The organism is Ruegeria sp. YTSC106, assembly GCF_059609765.1.
This window is the reverse complement of sequence record NZ_JBXWMI010000003.1, coordinates 83332-106820: the sequence shown is the minus strand read 5'-3', so window position 1 is coordinate 106820 and position 23489 is coordinate 83332. Positions and strand designations below refer to the sequence as shown.

The window sequence follows — 23489 nt, the reverse complement described above, 5'->3', positions numbered from 1 at the left end:
AAAGACGTAAGGATGGCCGACCGTGCCAAGAAAGCTGAACCACATCGATCCGAACGCTTGTGCAAACCTGTGGATCGAAGCGATCCGCCATCATCTGAAAGCGGCCCAACGCGGCGACGAGTCCAGCAAGATATGGCTGAGTAAAGACGGGCTGCTGGTTGCGTCCATGATCGGGCTGGACATGGAAGCCTACTGGCAGGCGGTTGGACCGTTGGCGTTAAGCTAAATCTAATTCCAGGCAACACGATATATTGTGGTCCTATAGGTAAAAGTATTACCTTTTCAACTAGATATGGTAACGAATCGTTTTTCATGCATATGATGATCCACCAGCAAGATGGATCGATCATGTTACACCCCCGACACGCACCAACAGCAGCCCGCCAGATCACCAAATCCACAGGCCACGTGCGTTCAAAATTGGACGCGGCCAGCAGGCTGGAACAGCAGGACATCGATGGTGCAACCGAACAGCGCACCCGAACCGCCGACAAGTTCCAACGCCGCTGGGTCGAAGCCGAAGCCATCACCGATCACAGTTTCGAACAGGCGGACGCCCTACGCAGTGCGGCCCATATTCTTCGCAGCGGGAAAGCGACCGCCAAACACGACGGGTTTCTGATTAACCGTCTGGCGACCATCGCGGTCCAGATCGGCAATGCCGATTGTGACGATCTGGCCACCCGCTGCGAAGCCTTGTCCGATGACCTGAACGCCGCTGCTGAGAAAGCCCAAGACAGGCTGGATGCGGCCCACACGGATTTGCAGGCAACCGAAGCCTTTGCCCGCTATCTGGACGCACTGGCCGCGCGTGGCTTCGACAAAAACCATCCGACTGTTGAGCGTAAACGCCAACTTTATCTTGCTCTGAAAGGTCAGAACAAATGAGTGAAAACCCGTTTCGCAGCACGTCCGTACAACGCGCACAAGCACCCAGCCCTGAGTTCGTGACCAAGGCGCAGATGGTGGCAACCATTAACGATGTCATGGAAAAGACAGCAGAAGCGACGGCTGAAATTATTGCCGAGCATCTTGCGCCCGTGATTGGTGACGTGGCCGATCTGAATAAATCGCTGGCCTATGCGCAGAAGCAAGTGGCCGATGCCATCCAAGACGAACTTGAACCCGAACCCGAACTGGACATGGCCGAACTGCAACGTCTGGCCGACGCACATATTGAAAAAATGAAAGGAATCCGAAATGAGGGATGAATTATTCCAAGGTGGTGGTTCCGCAGACCGCGCGGCCCGTGACGCACTTGTACGGGAAGACAATGCGACCCGGTTCGATGAAACGATGGAAGCGGTCCGTAACGCGCCGAAGCTGGAACGCGAGAATGCCGCACTGAAAGCTGAAGTCGCAGCCCTGAAGACACAGACCGACCGTCCTGTAAACGTCACGGTACGGACGCCCGAACCGAAAAAGAAGCGCGTCAGTCAGGCTGAGTTCAACCCGCTGCGGTTGCTGGCGTTGGGTGCCTATGGCGGCATGAAACAGAGCGTCGAGAAAGGCCACGTGCGCAAGCACATAAGCGACCTGATGGAAGACCGTCAAACACATCAACACGTCATCCGCAGCGCCACCGACATCGCCACCACGACCAGCGCCGGTTGGGGTGCTGAACTGGCCACCCAGATGGTTATGGGCTTTGTGCGCGATCTGGCAACCACCAGCGCCGCAGCCCAGCTTATTGCTCGTGCTGGCACCGTCAGCTTTCAGGGCGCAACCAGCCTGTCGTGGCCAATGCGATCCCCGACCAACGGTGGCGCGATGAAGCCCGCATGGGTCAAAGAGGGCGCGACTATTCCCGTGCTTCAGGGTGCGTTCGGCAACGTGACGCTGGATCGCTACAAGCTGGCCGCGATTGCCTGCGCGACCGAAGAACTCGTGCGCACGTCAAACCCGTCCGTGTTGTCGATGATCGAACAATTCATCCGTGACGACGCATCCGAAGGGTTGGACGGCTACATGTTCGACCCGACCGTTGACGGTGTCGTGGCTGTCCGACCTGCATCGATTACCTTTGGTGCGGCCAAACAGGCATCTGCCGGTGATGATCTGGCGTCGGTGATCACCGACCTGAAATATCTGCGGTCGCAGATGGCGGCATCCAAAGCCATCGACCCCGTGATCCTGATGCACTCGGACAGGTACATGGGTCTTCAGATGCTGACCGGCGTGGCTGAGGACTTTCCGTTGCGGCGCGAACTGGCCGAAACAGGTGCATTGTTCGTTATCCCGATCATGCACAGCACGTCCTTCCCGGCTGACATCGTTGTCGCGGTCGATGCGGCCCGTCTGGCCGTGGCGATGGACGGAGTCAGCGTGGACACATCCAGCGCTGTCACCCTGGCTATGGCATCGGCAGATGGTGTCGCGCCGACAATGGTCGAAACGGATGCTGTTACCAGCGCCGGATCGATCCAGATCAGCGACGCGGCGGGCACAACACCTGCGACTGAAGTGCGCAGCATGTTCCAGACCAGCAGTGTCGCGATCCGGTTGGTGATGCCGATGTCCTACAAAATGCTGAAGCCGTCCGTGGCTTACCTTAGCGGGGTATCGTGGTGAACCGTCCCGTCAAAGTCATATCCGACCCGCTGACGGCCAGCCTGACCCATGTGGACCGTGTCACCTATGATGTCACGGTCAAGCAGGGCGATCCGGTGCGTATCCGCCACGCAGACGCCCTGCCAGCCTGTATCGGGCTCTACCTGCTGTCTCAGGGCTTCACGGGCAACGAAACGGGCTACACGCGCACCCTGACGCGCCGGGATTGGACGATGCAGGTGAACGAATGGACCGACAAGGGACGTGTTTACCTGGATACCAACGGTCAGAAAAAGGCCGACAAACTGCTAAAGGAGTCCATGGCATGATCAACCCTTTCAATGAGTTTTGTGCGCTGTATGGACAACAGATCTATCCATTACGGTTCGACCTGCAACGATCGTTCCCGCCACAGGCCTGGTCCCGGTGGGTCGAAGCCAATCGATGCATGGTGCGGCATCCGATGCGGGCTGGCACCCGACCTATTTCAAACCAACCAACCTGACAAATTGGAGGATGAACAGATGCTTGATGATATCCCAAAGCGCGATGACGAACCCGGCAAGGATGCATTGCGCAAAGCTGTGCTCGACCACATCGAAACAAAACTGTTGGGCCGTCCGGTGGACGTGCTGGAACTGGCCAAGTTCGAAGCGGCGTTTGCGGACGTTGACATGACGAAGCTGATGGAGGGCCGCAAATACTGAACCCGCTATTGGCGGTGCGTAGATTGTCATGGGTCAAAACTCTTACGTTGGGTGACCACATAGGGGCGGCCTTAACGGGCATACTTCGTGTTCTGGTATGTGTTTGATTGTATCGTTGGTCGCCTTGGGCTCGCAGCAGTCATCTGACGGTTTCGGTGGGATATTGCGCTGGTTCTGACGGCTTTTACGCCTGCTCTGCGGACCCAACTGTCATCTGTCGAAGATGAAATTGACCCAGTTACTTGCAATTTCAAACGAATAGGAATGCGCTTCAGTACATGTGTTGACCCCGCATCAAGCGGGGTCACATTGTTTTCAGGAAACTGGTCGATTCCAGTAGCCACTATTGGGTGGTGATTTCTACTGGCTAGCTAACGCAAGGTTACACTTTCGGCCTTCTTCCATCGCCTTCTTAGTGCCAGTCAAGTCTACTATGAAGTTCGCGGTCTTCTTAGGAAACGCAATGAGTGTTTGACCTTCGGCTACCGCTGTCGCCATATTTCCGTCCTTCACGACGATGTAACCGCCTGAGTAGTTACCTGCTAACTTTTTACTTTTGATTCCCTTTGCCCGACCTTCATAAACGAAGTCATCGATTGCTATTTCGATTTTCTGACGGTTCTTAATGTCGATGTCAGCTTGCGTGAAAACGCCCAAGTAGCCGTGCTTTTGGTTCTTGGTGAGACCCATCTGCATCACGTTTCCGCTCTCGAAGACTTTCTCGATGAGGCATGTCCCAGAGTCTTTGTCAGCGTAAACTGTCCATCCTTCAACCTCTCCGTACACTTCAAAATTGTCACTGCTTTCCGGCACAGGGTCTTTGGCAGCAGCAACGGTTGCAGACGTAGCGATTGCCAGGGCGGCAAGAGCGGCAGCATATTTCATTTTTTCCTCCAAAAAATTTCGCTTCACAAAACAGCTCATGAAGCATTGAATGGAGATATCTTTATATGAAATTTTATCAATGGGAATTGAGTTTTTAACCCAGCCACCCTAAAGCAAGTGCCTCACATCCGCTTCTGTGAACTAGATTGGTTTTCCTTGTGTAAAGTTGCTAGCCTTAGCAGCCTTATGCCCAGCCTGTCCGAACTTCCCCAACCGAACTGTTCTAAGGCTATGTTGTGAGATAACGGACCAAGAATAGATTACCGGGTTAGTTGGTTGTTTCGCAGACTTAGATTTTGGGGCAGGCAGGTGGCGCTATCAAAAACGCAATCTGGATAGACAAAAAATTGTAATATTATAATAACAGAATATCTCCCGTAGTGAGTGCGGGTATCGTTTTGTTTACCTTGCTCTTTCCTACAGCCCCACGTTGATCCCATCCCAGGGCAATCGGCGTGGGGCAATTTCTATAGTTTTCTTTAAAAAAGACTACTTCAGTAGCCGTGTCATTGTTCCTACGCACGGTGTTCATAGGTACTGAGAACAAAAGTAAAAGCGGTCGATTTAGGGTAACTCACCGGCCTATTTGGGCTCGCATTCTACATTCGGCCCTGTCACTCAGACAATTGACGAGCACCGTGGGGTCAAGGTCGGCAAAGTGCTGTAAGTAGCCTTGTGCACCCGCAGCTACCAGATCACTCGGCTATGTCCGGTCAGGGCTCAAAACCCCACAGCCTTGGGTCCCCTCTAGGAAGTTGCTGTATCTGGCTTTCCTTGAGCACAGGCCGGACGGTCTATATCCTTCTGGCGTCCACACAGCTCACGGGTTATTGCCTTTGTTATGACTGAAACTCTGCCTTCGTGCCCCGAATGTTCCTCTGCCTACACTTACCAAATGGATGCCCTGCTTATCTGCCCAGAGTGTGCGTATGAATGGGTCGCCGGTTCGTCATCTGACCACGCTGCGGAGGTGCTTGATAGTGTAGGCAACGTATTAAGTGACGGAGACACTGTAACCGTTGTCAAAGACCTGAAGCTCAAGGGAACGTCCTCCGTCATTAAGGTCGGAACTAAGGTCCGAGGAATCCGGTTGGTCGACGGTGACCACGACATCGATTGCAAGGTGCCTGGGATAGGTCCAATTGGCTTGAAATCCCAATTTGTGAAAAAGGTGTTCGGGTAAAGTTTGAACTGTGAACCCCGTAGCTGAGAAGTTTTAGTGTCCGGGCGATTGAAACGCCAGCACCAAGGCCGCGAAGGTTCGCAAGCTGCCTTTAGCAATTGCAGCATTCTGACTTTCAACTAGCGGCAGTTCAGGGCTCAATCAGCCAGTCACCCACCTAGCAATATCCTGCCCGTACTATCTTCGCTCTGGCTTCCGGCGTCTCAAGACTGCGGTAGCGCCCACCTGAATACCGGCGGCAATCCAGGGCATGACCTGCGGCAATTGAAGCTGCACCGATGTCTTCGCCATCCACAAAGCATACTCCAACCCAGCGGTCATATGTACGATCCCCATTTAGCTTGCAAGTGACGGTCTCGCCGCGCAGATGATCCGCCATCCACCGCTTTGCTGCGATTCCGGCGCTTGTACTTAATTCCGGCCCGTCTACACCGTTCAGCCTCACTGGAACGCCCTGAACAACGATAGTGTCTACGTCCCGAATTCGGGCGGGGCCTTCCACCGTGCGCTGGTTGGTTGGGTTCGAGCCGAAGCTGGTAAGAAAGACCGCGACACCGATTAGAGCGGCCATCCAGAGAATTACAGACTGTCTTGGAGATAGGGAAAGCGGCAACTTAATTCGCGATCTGCGACGAAGTGGAACGACATTGCCTCTGAATCGGCGGGCATGGAAATAGTGCCGCCCTGAACCGATGAGCGAAATGACCAGCATGATTCCGATGACAACGGCCAGCGTCAGAAACGAGTTATCAAACAGATGCAAAAATCGGTCTCCAAGTGTCTTAAGCTGCCACCGAAGTGTTGCATTTTTTCCTGCCAGTACACACAACGACAAGTTGCTACTTGGTTTTGCTTCTCAATAGATCTTAGTCTCAAATCGACATTAATGGGAAAGTACTTTGCCGTAGCATTTTCCTCGAATATCAAAAACAGAAACACTCGAATGGGATAGTGGGAATTGAGCAAGCAACTAGTTTTCGCCGCAATACTTCTGGCAGCAGGTGGGCAAACCGCAGGGGCGCAGGACTACAATGTGGGGTCAGCTGCGTTTCAAGCAGGTGATTTTGAGACTGCCATTCAAGAATGGCGCCCATTGGCCGAACAAGGAGCTATTATCCCGCAGGTGAATCTGGGTTACATGTATGAAGCTGGTCTGGGCGTTCCTCAGGATTATGCGGAAGCGGTGAAGTGGTATCGCTTGGCGGCAGAACAAGGGAGCGGACAGGCGCGGTCCGACTTGGGTAGAATGTACGAAAATGGTCTTGGCGTTTCGCAGGACTACGCAGAGGCTGTGAAATGGTACCGATTGGGGGCAGAAAAAGGGAACCCCTCCGCGCGACTTAATCTGGGTGTGATGTACGCCATAGGCGCAGGCGTTCCGCAGGACCACGCGGAAGCGGCAAAGTGGTATCGTTTGGCGGCAGAACAAGGGAACGCACCAGCGCAAGCTAACCTGGGCAGCATGTACCGCATAGGTGAAGGTGTTCCTCAAGATTACGCAGAAGCAGCGAAGTGGTATCGTTTGGCGGCAGAACAAGGAAGTGCAACCGCGCAGTACAACTTAGCAGGAATGTACTACAGTGGTTATGGTGTTATCCAGGATGACGTTTACGCCCACATGTGGCTGAATATTGCCGCCTCGCTCGGTAGTGAACGTGGTCTAAAAGAACGGGATATTCTGGCCCAAAAAATGACTCCCGAAGATATTTCAATGGCGCAGCAACTGGCCCGAGAATGTGTCTCCAAGAACTATAAGGGGTGCTGAACTGCACATTGTTTGCACACTGCAAAAACAATACATTGATATTTATTGCTTTTACGCCCAATCCATCATCGGCGCCACGCTCACACGCGCTGCCTGTGTTGCCTTGCCTGTCACAGCAACGCCTCCATCCTGCTATGCTCCGAAATCCGATTGCCCGTCAGTGGTCTTGCCCATCCGAATCAAGTCAAAAAGCCCTAACACATTCCTCTGGCGGCGTCCCGACGGCGACCCTGAGGATTCAGCCGTTTCCGATCAGACACCATATCGACTCATCACCATCTGGACACTGCTTTCGATCGTTTCCTTCATCTCGGGTTCGCTGAGCGCCCCGCCCGTAAACAGCAGCGGCCAGAAGGCGCGTGCCTTGATCAGGCCAATGAATTCGCGCCCTGCCCGTTCCGGGTCATCGATCCGAAGCTGCCCATCCTCTGCCGCATCCTTGAGCATGGCAATGAATGTCGCCGTCTTGTCCAGCTTGCCCTGAGCTTCCGCCGCAAGCGTCGGGTTGCGCAAGGTTTCGCTGATCACCATCCGGGCCATCGCGATAACATCGGGCCGCATCAGAATACGTCCCTCGGCCCAGGCCAGTTCGGTCAGTTGCGTACGAATGCCACGACCTTTTTCATACCGGATTTCCAGCACTTCAGCAAAGCGACTGGACAATTCGACCACGATGGAGCGAAACAGGTTCTCTTTACTTTCAAAGTACTTGTACAACGTACGCTTGGACACTTCGGCCCTTGCTGAAATGCGGTCCATACTGGCCGCGGCAAATCCCTTTTCCTGGAACTCGGCCACGGCAGCTTCGATGATCTGTGCGCGCTTGGACGCATTCTGTGCGCTGCATTCGTTCATGTCAGAGCTATAGACCTGTTGACGCGCCTTGGTCAAACACTAGGTAAACGCAGGAGTTTACAGAGGCAAAACAATATGCCATGAGTAAACCCGCGAGTTTACCAAGTGCGGAAACCAGCACCAACAGGAGACCCCCTCATCATGGCTCTTACATTGAACCTGAACGGCAAAACCCACGAGGTTGATGCCGAACCCGGAACGCCTCTTCTCTGGGTGATCCGAGACGAACTGAAACTGACCGGCACAAAATTCGGCTGCGGCGTTGCGTCCTGCGGGGCCTGCACGGTGCATCTGAACGGTGAACCCGTCCGTTCGTGCCAGACTTTCATTGAAGACGTCGAAGGTGCCGAAGTCACGACCATCGAAGCTGTCGGTGACGACAAGATCGGTGCTGCCATACAACAGGCCTGGGTCGAGCTGGATGTCGTCCAGTGCGGCTACTGCCAGTCGGGTCAGGTGATGTCGGCTGTCGGGCTGTTGTCCGAGAACCCGAAACCGTCGGCTCAGGAGATTGACGAGTACATGTCCGGCAATGCCTGCCGCTGCGCCACCTATCAACGCATCCGCGCCGGTATCCAGCGCGCGTCTGAAATTCTGGAGGCCTGATCCATGACCATCAACACATCTCGCCGTGGGTTTCTGAAAAGTGCCGCCGCTGCCGGTGCCATCCTGCTGGTCGGCACCCGTCCAGACGGAGCACTGGCCGCGGCCTCGTCCGAGACCGCCCAGCTCAACCCGTTCGTGAAAATCGATGCGGATGGAACCGTGACCGCCATCGTCAAGCACTTTGAAAAGGGTCAGGGCCCAGCGACCGGCCTGCCGACGCTGATTGCCGAAGAAATCGGCCTGACCATGGACCAGATCGAATACGAGTTCGCCCCCTCGGATCCGAACGTCTACAACAACCTGCTGTTTGGTCCATTCCAGGGCACTGGCGGTTCGACCGCGATGGCGAATTCGTGGCTGCAATATCGTCAGGCCGGTGCTGCTGCGCGCGAAATGCTGATCAACGCCGCTGCGCAGAGCTGGGGCGTGGATGCATCCGCCATCACCATCGAAGACGGCATCGTCAAGGCGGGCGACAAGTCGGCTCCGATCGCTGAGTTCGTGTCTGCTGCGTCGCAGCTGGACGCTCCGGCAGAGCCGCGCCTGAAAGACCCGTCCGAGTTCCGCCTGATCGGAAATGAAACGGTGCGCCGCAAGGATTCGGCAATCAAGGGCAACGGGCAGGCGATGTACGCGATGGACGTTCACCTGCCCAACCAGATGGTCGCCATGATCAAACGCCCGGAAGCGAAGGGCGGCATCGCCCTGGGTTTTGATGACAGCGCATCGAAAGAGGTCAAAGGCTATATCAATGCAGCCGTCCTGCCCAATCAGGCCGGTGTCGCGGTTTATGCCGAAAACACCTGGGCCGCGATTCAAGCACGCGATGCGCTTGAGGTCGAGTGGGACATGTCCGGCGCAGAAACCCGTGACTCGGACCAGATCAAGGCCGAGATCATGGCCGCGCTGGAGGCTGAGCCCACGTATAACGTGAACAAGGCAGATTTTGAAGCTGTGGCAGCCGCCATCGACGGTGCGGACAAGGTCGTTGAAAAAACGTTCTACTTCCCACTGCTGGCCCATGCTCCAATGGAGCCGCTGAACTGCACGATCGAGCAAACAGCCGATGGTGACATCGTTCTGCATGACGGGGCGCAAATGCCGACAGGGCCACATATGGCCTACCAGCAGATCTTTGGCCTTCCCGCTGAGAAGATCCACATCAAGACCATGCTGGCGGGTGGCTCCTTTGGTCGCCGCGCAACTCCGGATGCGGATTATCAGGTCGAGGCAGCTATGGCTTTTGTCGTCACTGACCGCTCGCGCCCGGTGAAACTGGTCTGGACGCGCGAAGACGATATCCGCAGCGGGTATTACCGCCCCGCCTTTGGCCACAAGGTCCGGGTTGGCCTGGATGCCGATGGCAAAATCGTCGGATGGCAGCATCAGGTAGCTGGCCAATCAATCATGAAAGGCACGGCCTTCGAGGCCTTCGCGGTGCATGACGGGGTCGACCACAGCTCTATCGAAGGTATCGCAGACAGCCCCTACCAGATTCCGGGAATGGCGCTGGGTTTAACAGATACGCCCAAGGCAACCTCGGTACTATGGTGGCGCTCTGTCGGACACACTCACACGGCCTATACGATGGAAACCATGATGGATCTCGTGGCCCAAGCGGCAAGGCGCGATCCGGTCGAGTTCCGCCTGGCCCATCTGTCCGACGACGACAACCCGGACCAGCAGCGAAAGGCATCTGTTTTAAAACTGGCGGCCGAAAAGGCAAACTGGGGCAATGCGCCAGAAGGTCGGTCGCAGGGGATCGCTGTTCACAAGTCCTTTGGGTCTTACGCGGCTGAAGTGGTCGAAGTCTCGGGCGATCCGGAAAGTGGCATCAAGATTGAAAAGGTCACCTGTGCCGTGGATTGCGGCATTGCCGTGAACCCGGATGTTGTGCGCGCCCAGATGGAAGGCGGCATCGGCTATGGCATTGGCCACGTGATGCGTGACCAGATCACTCTGACCAGCGGTGCTGTGGACCAATACAACTTCCCGGATTACGAACCGCTGCGTATTGGGGATATTGCCGCAATTGACGTACATATCGTGCCATCAGCCGAAGCGCCAACCGGCGTAGGAGAACCCGGCACGCCACCGTCAGCGCCAGCATTGGCCAATGCGATCAATGCGCTGTCAGGTGTGCATGTGGCGCAATTGCCCATGGAAGCGCATGGCGTAAGCTTCGCCTAAAAGCACCTCCCCGCGCCGGTCAAAACCGGCGCGGGGAGGTCCATGAACACCAAAGCCAAAATTTGATCAAATTTGATGACAAAGCAGATCCATTGAAGTAAATCACTGGGGAGTTTCACCGACGGAGCCCCCAATGGACCTGAGCGCCCTGCACAATTTCCGCGTTGCCGCATGTGATCTGAATGGTCAGATGCGCGGCAAACGCGTGCCCCCCGTCTATGCGGACAAACTGGAGAAGGGGGCTGTACGAATGCCATTCTCGGCACTGAACGTTGATCTGTGGGGCGCAGACATCGACGGTAGCCCGCTGGTCTTTGAAACCGGCGACGCAGATGGAGTGCTGCGCCCGACCGAACGCGGCCCGGTCCCTGTACCCTGGCTGGATACGGAAACGGCGCTGGTGCCAATGAGCCTGTATGATGATGACGGCGTACCGTTCCCGGGCGACCCGCGGCATGCTCTGTCTGCCATACTCGACCGCTATGCACAACGCGGCTGGTCCGTTGTTGCCGCGACGGAGTTGGAGTTCACACTGGTTGATGCGTCTGGCGCGCAACCGCAACCGCCAGTGAATCCGATCACCGGGCGGCGCCTTACCGATGAGGCAGTTCTGTCGGTTGCTGAAATGGACGCGTTCGAAGCGTTCTTCACCGAACTGTACGACGGCTGCGCCGAAATGGGCATCCCCGCGCAGACGGCCATCTCGGAAAGCGGCATCGGCCAGTTCGAGATCAACCTGAACCATCAGGACGCCATGCGCTGTGCCGATGATACGTGGCTTTTCAAGGCATTGACGCGTGGATTGGCGCGCAAGCACGGATTTGCGGCAACCTTCATGTCCAAGCCTTATACTGATGACGCCGGCAACGGAATGCATGTGCATTTCTCGGTAGTGGACCAGAACGGGCACAATGTGTTCGACAACAACGGGCCGGAAGGCACTGAGATCTTGCGGTCTGCCGTCGCTGGCTGTGTCGCGGCCATGCCGGGCAGTACGCTGATATTTGCGCCCCACGGGAATTCCTACACACGGCTCATACCAGGGGCACATGCGCCCACGGGGGCCTGCTGGGCCTATGAAAATCGAACCGCAGCTATTCGCATCCCGGGCGGCCCCCCGGCTGCACGGCGCATCGAACACCGCGTCGCCGGCGGGGACATAAACCCGTATCTGATGCTAACCGCGGTTCTGGGCGCGGCACTTGTTGGCATCGAAGACGGTTTGACCCCACCCGCCCCGATCACGGGGAACGCCTATGACATTGCAGACCTGCCTCAGCTGATGCCGGATTGGTCGAGTGCGATTGACAGGTTCGCCTCTGATCCATTGGTGCCGCGTCTGTTCCCCGCAGACCTGATCCGCTATCTGACCATGACCAAGCGGCAAGAGATCACCCGATTTGCGAGCATCCCACCCGAGGATCACTGGCTGAGCTATCTCGAGGCGATTTGACCCCCTTGCCGCTTAACTCAGTCTCGGTTAGGATTAATTTGATCAAATTTGGTGACACATGAAAATCGGTATTCTACAAACCGGCCACACCCCCGAAGTGCTGCAGGATGAATTCGGGGATTATGACGAGCTTTTCCCCTCGCTGTTGGCTGGCAATGGGTTCGAGTTCGTGACCTTTGCCGTCGTGGACGGCACCTTCCCCGATAGTGCAGATGATGCGGATGGATGGGTCATTACCGGGTCTCGTCACGGGGTTTACGAAGCCCTGCCCTGGATTGCGCCGCTGGAAGTGTTGGTGCGCGAGATCCAACAAAGCGGAAAACCGCTGGTCGGCGTTTGCTTTGGCCATCAGATCATTGCTCAGGCACTGGGTGGCAAGGTCGAGAAGTTCGCTGGAGGTTGGGCTGTAGGTCGTACTGAATACAAGTATGACGGCAACAAATTATGGCTGAATGCCTGGCATCAGGATCAGGTTGTTGAATTGCCAAAAGAGGCGCGGGTTCTGGGCCGGAATGCCTTCTGCGAAAACGCGATGCTGGCTTATGGGGACACAATCTGGACGGTTCAGGCCCACCCGGAATTCACCAACGGTTTCGTGGCAGGCCTGATGCGGACACGGGGCAAGGGCGTCGTCCCGGAGGATCTGATGCGCGAAGCCGCAAATCGCGAAACCGCGCCGGACGACAACGCCAAAATCGCGCGCCACATGGCCGATTTTCTAAAGAAAGAGAGAGCCTGATGGCTGATTGGACTGATAAACTGCCGGAAGCCGCCAAGGCGTATTTCCACGGACAGAGACTGGACGAAGTTGAATGCATCATTTCAGACCTGCCGGGTATTGCGCGCGGCAAGGCGGTGCCTGCATCAAAATTCGCAAAGCAATCCTATTTCCACCTGCCCGACAGCATCTTCTACCAGACCATCACAGGGGGCTGGGGCGAAGCTGCCGGTGATGACGGGTTCATCGAAAAGGACATGATCCTGAAACCCGATTTCTCGACAACCACCGCCGCACCCTGGACCGGCGACTGGACGCTGCAGGTGATCCACGACGCCTACAACCGGGATGGTGAACCGATTCCATACAGCCCGCGCAACGTGCTGAAACGTGTTGTACAGCTTTACCACGACAAAGGCTGGAAACCGGTTGTAGCGCCCGAGATGGAATTCTTTCTTGTTGCTCCCAATGTCGATCCGGCACAAGGGATCAAGCCAATGATTGGGCGCTCAGGTCGCCCCGCTGCCGCACGGCAGGCCTATTCCATGACGGCGGTGGACGAGTTCGGCCCGGTGATCGACGACATCTATGATTTCGCCGAACATCAGGGGTTCGAGATCGACGGCATCACGCAAGAAGGCGGTGCCGGGCAGTTGGAAATCAATCTGCGCCATGGCAACCCGGTAAAACTGGCTGACGAAGTCTTTTATTTCAAACGTCTGATCCGTGAGGCCGCGCTGCGGCACAATTGTTTCGCCACTTTCATGGCGAAACCGATCGAGGAAGAACCGGGTTCGGCCATGCACATCCATCACTCGATCATCGACATGGAAACCGGGCAGAACATCTTTTCCGGACCACAGGGTGGCGAGACCGACGCCTTTTATCACTTCATCGCCGGGTTGCAGAACCATCTGCCCGCCGGTCTGGCGGTGATGGCACCTTACGTTAACTCCTACCGGCGCTATGTGAAAGATCACGCGGCACCGATTAATCTGGAATGGGCACGGGACAACCGTACCACCGGCATCCGTGTGCCTCTGTCGGGTCCGGAAGCGCGCCGTGTTGAGAACCGCATCGCCGGGATGGACTGCAACCCGTATCTGGGCATCGCGCTGTCGCTGGCCTGCGGTTATCTGGGATTGGTTCAGCAAGAGCGCCCGCGTCGTCAGTTCTATGGCGACGCTTATGAAGGCGAAGGAGATATCCCACAGGTCATGGGAGAAGCGCTGGATCTGTTTGACGAGGCCACTGCCCTGCACGAGGTTCTGGGCCCCGAATTCGCCCGCGTTTACGGCATCGTCAAACGGGCCGAGTACGAAGAGTTCCTGCAGGTCATCTCTCCTTGGGAACGTGAACATCTGCTGATCAACGTCTGAGACCTTCCGTGAACCTGCTCTATTCCAACGACCGCAAGGGTGAGTACCCAGACAGCTGGTATGCTGCGACGGCAAATCCGATGAATCGCTTTCCTGCGTTGTCAGAAGACACCAAAGCGGATGTGTGTGTAGTCGGTGGCGGTTATACGGGGCTGTCCGCGGCTCTTCATCTGGCCGAAGCCGGGTTCGACGTCGTGCTGCTTGAAGCCCACCGTGTCGGCTTTGGCGCGTCAGGCCGAAACGGCGGCCAATTGGGCAGCGCGCAGCGGATGGATCAGGAAGACCTCGAACGTCTTGTTGGCGATGCTGACGCCGCCAAGCTGTGGGATTTGGCCGAAGACGCCAAGGATCTGGTCAAATCCCTGATCGCCAGACATCAGATCGCGTGTGACCTGAAACCCGGCGTCGCCGTCCTGGGCCTGAGCAGATCTGAGCAGAAAGAACTGCATGACCACGCTGGCCATCTTTCTGAGCGGTACGGATATGACCAGATCGAATTGTTGGACGAAAACGCAGGTCACGCGCTTTGCCCATCACCCGCTTACAAGGGCGGGTATCTGGACATGGGTGCGGCACATCTACACCCTTTGAACTTTGCTTTGGGATTGGCGCAAGCCGCGGCCAAAGCGGGTGTTCGTATCTTTGAAGGCACCGAGGTTATGGGGATTGACGAAACCCAGCCTGCGGTGATCCGAACTGCACACGGCAATGTTCGGGCCGAGCACGTCGTTCTGGCCTGCAACGGGTATCTGGGCAATCTTAATCGTTCCGTCGCCGCCAGAGTCATGCCCATCAACAATTTCATCGCGGCCACCGAACCCCTTGGAAAAGACGCCGCGAGGGTTTTGACCCGGGATGTGGCAGTCGCAGATACAAAATTCGTAGTGAACTACTTTCGCCTCAGTGCTGATGGTCGCCTCTTGTTCGGAGGCGGTGAAAGCTATGGCTACCGCTTTCCATCGGATGTCGCCGGCAAGGTCCGCAAACCCATGACCGAGATTTTCCCGCATCTGCAGGACGCGAAAATCGACTATGCGTGGGGTGGAACGCTGGCCATCACCATGCGGCGGATGCCGTATTTGGCCCGTGTCGCACCCAATATCCTTTCGGCTTCGGGATATTCCGGTCACGGTGTCGGCACTGCGACCCATGCCGGGCAGCTCATGGCGATGGCCATTCAGAGTCAGGCCGAAGGGTTTGACACGATGGCACGGGTGCCCGCGCTGTCTTTCCCCGGCGGCCCTGCCCTGCGCAATCCGCTGCTTGTGCTGGCCATGACGTGGTTCGCGCTGCGCGACCGGCTTGGGATCTGATCCACCTAAATTGCGACAGATTGGTGAATTTTTGCCAACCGGCGATTGAGGGCTTGGATTGCCCCATGAATAGCTTTATCTTTCCCAAATACAATATTCGGGAAATCCAAATATGACGCTTCCACCAAACGTTCATGCCGCCGAACCCATCCCCACAGCCGCAAAAGATGCCATTGACGACCTGATGCAGTCGGGCGATCTGTTCCGCTATACCGCACCGCAGGATGCCCCGGTGGCCCTGCTGGAGGCCGAGTTCGCGGAATTGTTGGGCACGAAATACGCCCTTGCGGTGTCGTCATGCTCGGCCGCGCTGTTTCTGTCGCTCAAGGCGCTTGATCTACCCCGCGATGCGCGTGTTCTGATCCCGGGCTTCACCTTCGCTGCCGTGCCGTCGTCAATCGTCCACGCCGATTGCGTTCCCGTTCTGTGCGAAGTGGGCGAAAACTACCGCATCGACATTGCCGATTTCGAAGCCAAACTGGACAACGTTCAGGCGGTCATCATCAGCCACATGCGTGGGCATACATCCGACATGGATGCGATCATGGCGTTGTGCGACGCTCGCAACATTCCTGTGATCGAGGATGCCGCGCATTCGCTGGGCACCACTTGGCACGGCCGCAATATCGGAACGATCGGAAAGGTCGGGTGTTTCTCGTTCCAATCCTACAAGATGATCAATGCCGGCGAAGGTGGCATCCTGATCACGAATGATGCAGATCTTGTCGCGCGGGCCGTCATCATGTCGGGAGCCTATGAACACAATTGGAAGAAACACAAAGGCCCGCAGGGCGACAACTCACCCGAACTGGAAGAGGCCTTTGCCCGCTGGCAGAACAAGCTGCCGCTGTACAACCTTCGCCTGAGCAACCTCAGCGCCGCCGTGATCCGCCCACAAATTCCGGAACTGGCGCGCCGCGTCCGCGATGGCCTGGCGAACCACGATTATGTTGCCGGTCGCCTGAACACCTCTCCCCATATCGAGGTTCCAGCCCCGCTGCCCCCCGAGCAGCGTGCGCCGGATTCGATCCAGTTCAATCTGGTCGGGATGCAGGAACATGAGATCCGCGCCTTTGCCGAAGCAACCGAGGCGCGCGGCGTCAAAGTTCAGGTGTTCGGCCTGAGTGAGGACAATGCCCGCGCCTTCTGGAACTGGAAGTTCCTTCCGGAAACTTTCGATCTGCCCAGGACACGCGAAATGCTGATGAAGGCGTGCGATGTTCGTCTGCCCGTGCGCCTGACGCGCGATGAGCTGGACGTGATTGCAGACATCCTGCTGGCATCGGTTGGCGAAGTGACCGGCCCGATGCCGGTTTATGGAACGTAAAACGACAGCACTTCAAACAAGAAAGGCCCGCATAGCGCGGGCCTTTTTCTTTGTTCGGAACAAATCAGTTCAGCTTGGACAGTTTTTGCTGCAATTCCGCCAGCTGCTTCTTGATGTCCTCCAGATCCTCTTTCGGTTCAGACTTTCCCTCGTCCTTGTCCGGACCGGACCATCCGCCTGACAGCCCACCGGTCATCGCCTTCAGGAAAGCCTGCTGCTGCGCCTGCAATGCATCAAAACCCGGCATCTGAGACATCGGGTTCATGGCACTCATGTTTTCCACCATCTTGCTCTGACTTTCCCGCAGCATCTCGAACGAGCTTTGCAGGAACTGAGGCATCATGCCCCCACCCGGAAGCATATAACTACGGACCAGATCGTTCAGTACATTCACCGGCAGCACATTCTCACCGCGGCTTTCATGTTCGGCAATGATTTGCAGAAGATACTGGCGCGTCAGGTCATCGCCGGTTTTCAGATCAATGATCTGTACTTCGCGCCCGTCACGGATAAAACCCGCGATATCTTCGAGCGTCACGTAATCGCTGGTCTCGGTGTTATACAGCCGACGGCTGGCATAGCGCTTGATCAGCAGCGGTTTTTCTTGGTCCGACACCGGATTCCCTCCCCAAGGATGATGCGTTGCAGCACAGGTTATGCGAGTGCAGCACAAAAAGAAAGGGCAGGTCAATGGACCTGCCCAACGCGACTGCACCTAATGGGAGGGTTGGGTGCGTTTCGCGGACGTTTCTTACTTTGCAGTTGCAGCTTTCTTGGCTGCAGTGGTGACCTCGTTGGTCGCTTTTTTGACGGCGGCGGTTGTTTCTTCCGCAACGTCTTTGCCAGCAGCCATCAGCAGTTCAACCGTTTCGGTCTGAACTTTTTTCGCGATCTCAGCAAAAGCGGCCATGTTTTCAGCAGCAACTTCAGCCGACGCGCTTGCGAAGTCGGTTGCGGCTTTTGCATAATCAGCAGGCTCTGCCTTGGCTTTAGACATCTCGCTCAGCTTGGCCAGGGTGTCCTTGGTCCATTTGTTCGAGATCTCGGCCGATTTCTCAGCAGCTTCCAGTGCAACGCCCGACAGCTTCTCGTTCAGCGAAGCGGTCGATTTGAATGCGCCTTCCATTGCGGTGGTGTCCACCGGGAATGCACCCATCATGTCTTTCATGATCGCGGTAAAGTCTTGGGTCTTTGCCATTGTCCTAATCCTTTTAGCCGGTCCGGGCCCACCCCGGCTTTCATCAGCTTGAGGACAATATGATTGCTGCATCGCAGCATTGCAAGTTTTTTCTTGCTGCAATGCAGAATTTTTTAAGTTTCAAAATGAAATCAGCCGTTTGGCTTGGCAACAACATAGGTTCCAGGTGCGGGGGTAAGGCTGGGGTGCTTCGAATCGCCCGGTTCGCGTGCCGGAACCTGCTTTCCGGACCGCTTCTTCAACCAAGCGTCCCACATGGGCCACCAGGACCCCTCGTGAAAATCAGCTTCTTTCAGCCAGGTGCTGGCGTCCGGCTTCATATCCGGGTTGGTATAGTGGCCATACTTTTTCTTGCTGGGCGGGTTCACGATGCCCGCAATATGACCCGATTCTGAAACCACGAAGGTCTTGGACCGCGAGCCAATTTTCTGCACGCCGCGGTAACAGTCTTTCCATGCCGCGATGTGGTCGGTTTCGCAGGTGATGGCCATCAGAGGCACATCCACGTCTTCGAGTTTCAGCTTGTGCCCCATCAACTCAAAACCGTCGGTGGCGAATTCGTTGCGCTGGCAGAGACCTCGCAGATATTCCACGGCCATTTTTGCCGGCAGGTTAGCACCATCGCCGTTCCAGTAGAGCAAATCAAATGCCGGAGGCACCTCTCCCATCATGTAGCTGCGAATGGCTGGACCATAAACTAGGTCGCGTGATCGCAGGAACGACATGGTGCGCGCCATGATCCACGACCGCAGAACGCCTTCCTTGTTCACTTCTTCTTCGATTCCGTCGATGAAGTCGTTTTGCAGGAATGGCGTGAACTCACCCTGATCGGAAAAATCCGTCAGTGCCGTAAACAGAGTTGCCGACTTGACGGACTTGTCTCCGCGCTGCTTCAGCAAGGACAAAGTCAGGCTCAACGTTGTGCCAGCGATGCAATAGCCCACAGCGTTGACCTGTTTGACCTTGCAGATCTTCTTCGCCGTCTCGATTGCCGTCAGGAAACCGTCTTGGACATATTCCTCCATGCCGGTTTCGGCATAGCTTTCATCCGGGTTAACCCAGCTCACGACAAACAGGGTATAGCCCTGCTCGGTGATCCATTTGATCATGCTGTTCTGGGCTTTCAGATCCAGAATATAGAACTTGTTGATCCAGGGCGGGAACAGAATGATGGGTGTTTCGTAAACCGTTTCGGTCACCGGCTTGTATTGAATCAGTTCCATCATCCGGTTGCGATACACGACCTCACCCGGCGTTGTCGCAAGGTTTCCGCCAACCTTGAACGCGCTTTCATCTGCCAGTTTCACGACCAACTCGCCGTCATTGGCCTCAAGGTCTGAAACCAGATTCTCCAACCCCTTGACCAGCGATTGACCTTCGGTCTCGACTGCTTTTTGCAGGGCATCCGGATTGGTCGCCAGAAAATTCGTCGGCGCCATCATGTCAATAATCTGTTGCGAGAAATATTGCAGGCGTCGTTTGTCTTTGGCATCCAGATCATCTACCGACGAAACTGCCTGAGCAATGGCTTCTGCATTTGTCTGATATTGCTGGCGGATCAGGCGGAAATACGGGTTTTTTTCCCAAAGGGGATTGGAAAACCGCTTGTCACCCGATTTGGCCAGCTCGTTTTCGTCTTCTGCTGAGGTTAGCGTTTTCTGCGCTTCGGCAAAGTTCAAAACCGACTTTCCCCAGAATTCTATTTGCTGCTCCAATAACTTGGCGGGGTTTTGCCATGCCTCGGCCCAATACGCCGTTGCTGCTCGTGCAAAAAGCTCTTGATTCGGGCCGTCCAGCGCAGGGGTGTGCGGCTTTTTTGACGCCATAATCTCGATCAGGCGCTTCGAGAGCTGCTCGACCTTTTCCATATTTTCTTTAATTCGTTCAATATGTTCTTCGGACACGTCTGGCATTTGGCCTTCGCTAGTTGTCATTTTAACAATTCCACCCTAACCTCGCTGCTATGCAGAATAACGTCGTGGGTGCTGGGGGGCAAAGCGACGAATGGTCCGAACTCTCAGGCTGACACTCAGGAGGCCCCATTTATGCGCTATATGATGACCTACGACCTCATGGAGTCCATGCGTAACACCAACCAGTGGCTTGGTGCAACCGCAAGCGCGATGGCGTCCTACCCGCTGTTTTCCATGACACCCAACCCGGCGTTCAGCTGGATGGCCGCATGGGGCGAAGTGACCGAACGGACCTTCCAGCGAATGGTTGTCAAACCTGACTGGGGCATTCGAACCTTCACCTGCGAAGACGGCAAGGATCATCTGGTCGAGATCACGACTGTTCTGGAACGCCCCTTTGGCGATCTGGTTCATTTCCGTGTCAACGGCCGGGAAGAACAACCGCGCAAGGTCCTGCTGGTTGCGCCCATGTCCGGCCACTATGCCACGCTGCTGCGCTCGACCGTCAAAAGCCTGTTGGTCAATTGTGAGGTTTACATTACCGATTGGCATAACGCGCGCGATATTCCTGTGTCTGCAGGCAAGTTCGATGTGGAGGATTACACTCTCTACCTTGTGGATTTCATGAAGGAACTCGGGCCGGACACGCATGTCGTGGCGGTGTGTCAGCCCGCCCCGCTGACATTGGCGGCCACTGCCTATCTGGCCGAGGTGGAACCCAAGGCTCAACCCAGTACTCTGACACTGATTGGCGGGCCGGTGGACCCGGACGCAACTCCGACTGACGTTACCGACTTTGGACGACGTGTCACGATGGGTCAGCTGGAAGAGACCATGATTCAACGGGTCGGCTTCAAGTACAAAGGTGTCGGGCGTATGGTCTATCCCGGCCTGCTGCAACTGGCCTCGTTCATGTCGATGAACGCCGATCGCCACTCCAAGGCGTTTTCCGATCAGATTCAACGCGTTACCCGCAACGAAGCCTCGGATCTGGATGCGCATAACCGTTTCTATGATGAATACCTTGCGGTCATGGACATGACGGCCGAATTCTATCTGTCGACGGTCGAACGCGTCTTCAAGAACCGCGAGATTGCGCGCAACGAATTTGTTGTCGCTGGCCACAAGGTTGATATCGGCAAGATTACCGACGTTGCGGTGAAATCGGTCGAAGGTGCGAATGACGATATCTCGGCCCCCGGTCAATGCATTGCTGCACTGGACCTGTGCACCGGCTTGCCAGACAGCAAAAAAGCCAGCCACGTAGAGCCGGGCGCGGGCCATTATGGCATCTTCGCAGGCCGCAGCTGGCGCGACAACATCCGCCCGCTTGTGATTGATTTCATGAACGAAAACAGCCGCAAGAAACGCCGCCGCGCAGCGAATAGCAACAAGGTCGCCTGAAGAACATGGGCGGGCCGACACATGTTGGTCTCGCCTTTTCCTGCATTTGCGGCCAGTTGAAGGGTCAAATCTCGGACCGGGGTGTTCGGCTTGGAACCCATGTCGAGTGTTTTTGTCATGACTGCCGCGCGGCGCAGCTGTTTTTCCGGCAGCCCGACCCGGCCCCCGGCCCGGTTGACATTTTCCAGATGGCACCGGATGAAATCGATTTTACCGCTGGCGGTCAATTCCTTTCGGCCATGAAACTAAGCCCAAATGGTATGCTGAGATGGTACGCTAGCTGCTGCAACGCCCCGCTGGCGACGACGCCACAGACTGCACGTTTACCTTTTGCAGGATTAATTGCCGGCAGGATTACCGGTGATGTTTCCGCATTGGGGCCGGTCACGACCCGCGGGTTTGTCCCTCGACCCAATGGAAAACAAAAACACGAAAAGGTCAGGTTTGCGGCGTTTGGCCTTTTGCACCGCGCCTTGCGATCACGCCTGTCAGGGCGGTGGAAGAATACGCCGTTTTTTCACCACGAGACTGGCGAGCCTTCGGTGACACCGAATGTGATTTCGAAAGACGAACGCGCAGCGCTTTACCCTTAGTCAAACCGTTGCGGGATATTCAGCCAGGTTTCCAAGGCGTTATTCACGGCATCAGGTGCTTCAAGCGTTAGAAGATGCCCCGCATTTTCGACAACCTTCAACTCTGCCCCCGGTATCAGGTCAGACATGAACGAGTGGCGTTTGACGGGGGTAAGCGTGTCATGCACGCCGCACATGATCAAAGTGGGGGCTTTGATGCGGCGCAACGTTCCCTGTTGGTCAGGCCGGCGCTGCAAGGCACGCATTTGACGAACGAATGTCTCGGCGCCCAGATCATTCGCCATTGTCAAAAGATCATTCAGAATTGGGATTCGCCTTGGCCCCGGCGCCAATGTATCGGTGCCAACCAGTTGGCGCATGATTTCTTCCAGCCGCCCACCCTGAGCGCCAATAATCAGGTCCTCACGACTGGCTGCGATATGAGGTGTATCCGCCTGAGCGTCTGTCGACATCAGACACAGGCGCGACACCCGTTCCGGTGCCCGCCGGATCAACTCCAACGCCACAACACCGCCTATGCTCTGCCCGACCAGGGCAAACCTATGGGGAAGCTGAGCCAACATCCCCGAGGCGATTTCTTCGATACGCTCACCTCCGGATATCGGCGCAACGGTGACCGGCCGTGCCCGTGACAGTATCTCGATTTGAGGCCGAAACAGGCGGGCATCACACATCAATCCAGGCAACAACACCAGCGGCTCGATCACGCGGGGGTCTCCATCTGCTCGGTTTTCCGAGTCCTTCCAGTTGTTCTCAGGATGAAAGTTTTGCCGCAACCAGGCAAGGAAAACTTCATGGGTAGGCGATTGCTCGAAATGCCGGAAAATCGGCGTAACGGGCTTGCCGGGCAGAAAGGTCTTCACCCGGCTCAGTGCCGGGCCTCAACAGACATCCACGCGGAGCAATGTAGCTGTCGATCCGACGATGCGGCCTGGGCCGCCACACAAGGTTGAACGCGCATAACTTGGGGAAGAACCAGATTTCGGAATACTCCAGATGATCGTGCATCCACCACGCCAGATCCCGCCAATCCCTGCCTTGCGCATATTGATCCGCGAACCACGGGATGACGATGGATGCCCCGGCGATCCGCGCATCCCCTTCCCCGTGATCCCAGATATGGCATTCCAACGGATTATCGTTTCGGGCGCAGTTCAGTTTGTTTTCATTGCCAAACCGGTTCAAGGACGGTGAGCGGTAGCCCGACCTGACGGCGACCCGGCCAAATGTCTCTTCCAAGGGGTCAAGAAGGGTTTCGCAAAACGCGCGACCTGTTTCGATAGCCAGATCCGGGTTGTCCGGAATATTCTGCTTTTGGTGGAAGTTGCCGATTTCCGAATACAGGAAATCACGCATGAAGAAGTGCCGGGACAAGCGGACGCGGCCCAGGGTCTCAAGGCTCCACATGCTGCCCGGCTTACGCATCTTGCATCCTTTTTTCCGATCAGGG

The 23489-nt window shown here is 56.1% G+C and carries 25 protein-coding genes; 17 read left to right on the top strand and 8 right to left on the bottom strand.

What is annotated here, in order from left to right:
* Positions 1 to 22 precede the first annotated feature (22 nt).
* From AC2FEB_RS04885 to AC2FEB_RS04860, 6 genes are all read left to right on the top strand, one after another.
* Positions 23 to 226 carry a hypothetical protein gene (locus AC2FEB_RS04885; RefSeq protein WP_496883877.1) on the top strand — a complete coding sequence of 68 codons (204 nt, stop codon included), beginning with the start codon at positions 23 to 25 and terminating at the stop codon, positions 224 to 226.
* A gap of 122 nt (positions 227 to 348) precedes the next feature.
* Entirely contained in the window at positions 349 to 888 is a 540-nt protein-coding gene (locus tag AC2FEB_RS04880; RefSeq protein ID WP_496883876.1) for a hypothetical protein, read from the top strand.
* Positions 885 to 1211: a hypothetical protein gene (locus AC2FEB_RS04875; protein WP_496883875.1), complete on the top strand. Its 327-nt coding sequence runs from the start codon at positions 885 to 887 to the stop codon at positions 1209 to 1211. The genes AC2FEB_RS04880 and AC2FEB_RS04875 overlap by 4 nt, the downstream gene beginning before the upstream one ends.
* Positions 1201 to 2571 (top strand): phage major capsid protein, encoded by a 1371-nt coding sequence (locus AC2FEB_RS04870; RefSeq protein WP_496883874.1) that lies wholly within the window; start codon positions 1201 to 1203, stop codon positions 2569 to 2571. Before AC2FEB_RS04875 ends, AC2FEB_RS04870 begins: the two co-directional genes overlap by 11 nt.
* A complete protein-coding gene (locus tag AC2FEB_RS04865; protein WP_496883873.1) occupies positions 2568 to 2879 on the top strand; it encodes a hypothetical protein in 312 nt (103 codons plus the stop codon). Before AC2FEB_RS04870 ends, AC2FEB_RS04865 begins: the two co-directional genes overlap by 4 nt.
* A gap of 195 nt (positions 2880 to 3074) precedes the next feature.
* Positions 3075 to 3257, top strand: a complete 183-nt coding sequence (locus AC2FEB_RS04860; protein ID WP_496883872.1) for a hypothetical protein — start codon at positions 3075 to 3077, stop codon at positions 3255 to 3257.
* A gap of 360 nt (positions 3258 to 3617) precedes the next feature.
* Here AC2FEB_RS04860 and AC2FEB_RS04855 read toward each other — a convergent pair whose 3' ends face one another.
* On the bottom strand, positions 3618 to 4142 hold the full coding sequence (locus tag AC2FEB_RS04855; RefSeq protein ID WP_496883871.1) for a hypothetical protein: 525 nt from the start codon (positions 4140 to 4142) through the stop codon (positions 3618 to 3620).
* 841 nt (positions 4143 to 4983) lie between these two features.
* On the opposite strand from AC2FEB_RS04855, the gene AC2FEB_RS04850 reads away from it, so the two are divergent.
* A complete protein-coding gene (locus AC2FEB_RS04850) occupies positions 4984 to 5325 on the top strand; it encodes a zinc ribbon domain-containing protein YjdM (protein ID WP_496883870.1) in 342 nt (113 codons plus the stop codon).
* A gap of 157 nt (positions 5326 to 5482) precedes the next feature.
* Here AC2FEB_RS04850 and AC2FEB_RS04845 read toward each other — a convergent pair whose 3' ends face one another.
* On the bottom strand, positions 5483 to 5896 hold the full coding sequence (locus tag AC2FEB_RS04845; RefSeq protein WP_496883869.1) for a thermonuclease family protein: 414 nt from the start codon (positions 5894 to 5896) through the stop codon (positions 5483 to 5485).
* A gap of 387 nt (positions 5897 to 6283) precedes the next feature.
* Between AC2FEB_RS04845 and AC2FEB_RS04840 the strand changes: the two genes are divergently transcribed.
* On the top strand, positions 6284 to 7090 hold the full coding sequence (locus AC2FEB_RS04840; protein ID WP_496883868.1) for a tetratricopeptide repeat protein: 807 nt from the start codon (positions 6284 to 6286) through the stop codon (positions 7088 to 7090).
* 252 nt (positions 7091 to 7342) lie between these two features.
* On the opposite strand, the gene AC2FEB_RS04835 is transcribed toward AC2FEB_RS04840, so the two are convergent.
* Complete coding sequence (locus AC2FEB_RS04835; protein ID WP_496671512.1) at positions 7343 to 7945, bottom strand: TetR/AcrR family transcriptional regulator; 603 nt, start codon at positions 7943 to 7945, stop codon at positions 7343 to 7345.
* A gap of 141 nt (positions 7946 to 8086) precedes the next feature.
* On the opposite strand from AC2FEB_RS04835, the gene AC2FEB_RS04830 reads away from it, so the two are divergent.
* From AC2FEB_RS04830 to AC2FEB_RS04800, 7 genes are all read left to right on the top strand, one after another.
* Positions 8087 to 8551, top strand: coding sequence for a (2Fe-2S)-binding protein (locus tag AC2FEB_RS04830; RefSeq protein WP_117868543.1), 465 nt, complete (start codon positions 8087 to 8089; stop codon positions 8549 to 8551).
* Between the two features lie 3 nt (positions 8552 to 8554).
* Entirely contained in the window at positions 8555 to 10741 is a 2187-nt protein-coding gene (locus AC2FEB_RS04825; RefSeq protein WP_496671515.1) for a xanthine dehydrogenase family protein molybdopterin-binding subunit, read from the top strand.
* A 133-nt stretch (positions 10742 to 10874) separates the two neighbouring features.
* The gene (locus tag AC2FEB_RS04820; RefSeq protein WP_496671518.1) at positions 10875 to 12194 is read left to right on the top strand and encodes a glutamine synthetase family protein; all 1320 of its coding nucleotides are present in this window, start codon (positions 10875 to 10877) and stop codon (positions 12192 to 12194) included.
* A gap of 58 nt (positions 12195 to 12252) precedes the next feature.
* Positions 12253 to 12933 carry a type 1 glutamine amidotransferase gene (locus tag AC2FEB_RS04815; protein ID WP_496671521.1) on the top strand — a complete coding sequence of 227 codons (681 nt, stop codon included), beginning with the start codon at positions 12253 to 12255 and terminating at the stop codon, positions 12931 to 12933.
* Positions 12933 to 14291 carry a glutamine synthetase family protein gene (locus tag AC2FEB_RS04810; RefSeq protein ID WP_117868539.1) on the top strand — a complete coding sequence of 453 codons (1359 nt, stop codon included), beginning with the start codon at positions 12933 to 12935 and terminating at the stop codon, positions 14289 to 14291. Before AC2FEB_RS04815 ends, AC2FEB_RS04810 begins: the two co-directional genes overlap by 1 nt.
* Before the next feature lie 8 nt (positions 14292 to 14299).
* On the top strand, positions 14300 to 15604 hold the full coding sequence (locus AC2FEB_RS04805; RefSeq protein WP_496671524.1) for an NAD(P)/FAD-dependent oxidoreductase: 1305 nt from the start codon (positions 14300 to 14302) through the stop codon (positions 15602 to 15604).
* A gap of 112 nt (positions 15605 to 15716) precedes the next feature.
* Positions 15717 to 16931, top strand: a complete 1215-nt coding sequence (locus AC2FEB_RS04800) for a DegT/DnrJ/EryC1/StrS family aminotransferase (RefSeq protein ID WP_496671527.1) — start codon at positions 15717 to 15719, stop codon at positions 16929 to 16931.
* Between the two features lie 64 nt (positions 16932 to 16995).
* Here the strand turns inward: AC2FEB_RS04800 and phaR are convergent, their stop codons facing one another.
* The 3 genes from phaR to AC2FEB_RS04785 all read right to left on the bottom strand — a co-directional run bounded on the left by phaR (position 16996) and on the right by AC2FEB_RS04785 (position 20063).
* Complete coding sequence (gene phaR, locus AC2FEB_RS04795; RefSeq protein ID WP_117868533.1) at positions 16996 to 17547, bottom strand: polyhydroxyalkanoate synthesis repressor PhaR; 552 nt, start codon at positions 17545 to 17547, stop codon at positions 16996 to 16998.
* A gap of 135 nt (positions 17548 to 17682) precedes the next feature.
* Entirely contained in the window at positions 17683 to 18129 is a 447-nt protein-coding gene (locus tag AC2FEB_RS04790) for a phasin family protein (RefSeq protein WP_117868532.1), read from the bottom strand.
* A 131-nt stretch (positions 18130 to 18260) separates the two neighbouring features.
* Positions 18261 to 20063, bottom strand: coding sequence for a PHA/PHB synthase family protein (locus AC2FEB_RS04785; protein WP_496671531.1), 1803 nt, complete (start codon positions 20061 to 20063; stop codon positions 18261 to 18263).
* Between the two features lie 111 nt (positions 20064 to 20174).
* Here AC2FEB_RS04785 and phaZ point away from each other — a divergent pair, with 111 nt between their 5' ends.
* Positions 20175 to 21446, top strand: coding sequence for a polyhydroxyalkanoate depolymerase (gene phaZ, locus AC2FEB_RS04780; protein ID WP_117868530.1), 1272 nt, complete (start codon positions 20175 to 20177; stop codon positions 21444 to 21446).
* A gap of 5 nt (positions 21447 to 21451) precedes the next feature.
* Complete coding sequence (locus tag AC2FEB_RS04775; protein ID WP_496671535.1) at positions 21452 to 22039, top strand: DUF6151 family protein; 588 nt, start codon at positions 21452 to 21454, stop codon at positions 22037 to 22039.
* Here the strand turns inward: AC2FEB_RS04775 and AC2FEB_RS04770 are convergent.
* Both AC2FEB_RS04770 and AC2FEB_RS04765 read right to left on the bottom strand, forming a co-directional pair.
* Positions 22036 to 22746 carry an alpha/beta fold hydrolase gene (locus tag AC2FEB_RS04770; protein ID WP_496671538.1) on the bottom strand — a complete coding sequence of 237 codons (711 nt, stop codon included), beginning with the start codon at positions 22744 to 22746 and terminating at the stop codon, positions 22036 to 22038. The genes AC2FEB_RS04775 and AC2FEB_RS04770 overlap by 4 nt on opposite strands.
* Before the next feature lie 85 nt (positions 22747 to 22831).
* Positions 22832 to 23446 (bottom strand): hypothetical protein, encoded by a 615-nt coding sequence (locus AC2FEB_RS04765; RefSeq protein ID WP_117868528.1) that lies wholly within the window; start codon positions 23444 to 23446, stop codon positions 22832 to 22834.
* Positions 23447 to 23489: the final 43 nt, after the last annotated feature.

What these genes read in the sequence shown, in the direction of transcription:
- AC2FEB_RS04880 (WP_496883876.1), top strand. Translation starts at nt 349, where the DNA reads ATGTTACACCCCCGACACGCACCAACAGCAGCCCGCCAGATCACCAAA.
- AC2FEB_RS04875 (WP_496883875.1), top strand. Translation starts at nt 885, where the DNA reads ATGAGTGAAAACCCGTTTCGCAGCACGTCCGTACAACGCGCACAAGCA.
- AC2FEB_RS04870 (WP_496883874.1), top strand. Translation starts at nt 1,201, where the DNA reads ATGAGGGATGAATTATTCCAAGGTGGTGGTTCCGCAGACCGCGCGGCC.
- AC2FEB_RS04860 (WP_496883872.1), top strand. Translation starts at nt 3,075, where the DNA reads ATGCTTGATGATATCCCAAAGCGCGATGACGAACCCGGCAAGGATGCA.
- AC2FEB_RS04855 (WP_496883871.1), bottom strand. Translation starts at nt 4,142, where the DNA reads ATGAAATATGCTGCCGCTCTTGCCGCCCTGGCAATCGCTACGTCTGCA.
- AC2FEB_RS04850 (WP_496883870.1), top strand. Translation starts at nt 4,984, where the DNA reads ATGACTGAAACTCTGCCTTCGTGCCCCGAATGTTCCTCTGCCTACACT.
- AC2FEB_RS04845 (WP_496883869.1), bottom strand. Translation starts at nt 5,896, where the DNA reads ATGGCCGCTCTAATCGGTGTCGCGGTCTTTCTTACCAGCTTCGGCTCG.
- AC2FEB_RS04835 (WP_496671512.1), bottom strand. Translation starts at nt 7,945, where the DNA reads ATGAACGAATGCAGCGCACAGAATGCGTCCAAGCGCGCACAGATCATC.
- AC2FEB_RS04830 (WP_117868543.1), top strand. Translation starts at nt 8,087, where the DNA reads ATGGCTCTTACATTGAACCTGAACGGCAAAACCCACGAGGTTGATGCC.
- AC2FEB_RS04825 (WP_496671515.1), top strand. Translation starts at nt 8,555, where the DNA reads ATGACCATCAACACATCTCGCCGTGGGTTTCTGAAAAGTGCCGCCGCT.
- AC2FEB_RS04820 (WP_496671518.1), top strand. Translation starts at nt 10,875, where the DNA reads ATGGACCTGAGCGCCCTGCACAATTTCCGCGTTGCCGCATGTGATCTG.
- AC2FEB_RS04815 (WP_496671521.1), top strand. Translation starts at nt 12,253, where the DNA reads ATGAAAATCGGTATTCTACAAACCGGCCACACCCCCGAAGTGCTGCAG.
- AC2FEB_RS04810 (WP_117868539.1), top strand. Translation starts at nt 12,933, where the DNA reads ATGGCTGATTGGACTGATAAACTGCCGGAAGCCGCCAAGGCGTATTTC.
- AC2FEB_RS04800 (WP_496671527.1), top strand. Translation starts at nt 15,717, where the DNA reads ATGACGCTTCCACCAAACGTTCATGCCGCCGAACCCATCCCCACAGCC.
- AC2FEB_RS04790 (WP_117868532.1), bottom strand. Translation starts at nt 18,129, where the DNA reads ATGGCAAAGACCCAAGACTTTACCGCGATCATGAAAGACATGATGGGT.
- AC2FEB_RS04785 (WP_496671531.1), bottom strand. Translation starts at nt 20,063, where the DNA reads ATGACAACTAGCGAAGGCCAAATGCCAGACGTGTCCGAAGAACATATT.
- phaZ (WP_117868530.1), top strand. Translation starts at nt 20,175, where the DNA reads ATGCGCTATATGATGACCTACGACCTCATGGAGTCCATGCGTAACACC.
- AC2FEB_RS04775 (WP_496671535.1), top strand. Translation starts at nt 21,452, where the DNA reads ATGGGCGGGCCGACACATGTTGGTCTCGCCTTTTCCTGCATTTGCGGC.
- AC2FEB_RS04765 (WP_117868528.1), bottom strand. Translation starts at nt 23,446, where the DNA reads ATGTGGAGCCTTGAGACCCTGGGCCGCGTCCGCTTGTCCCGGCACTTC.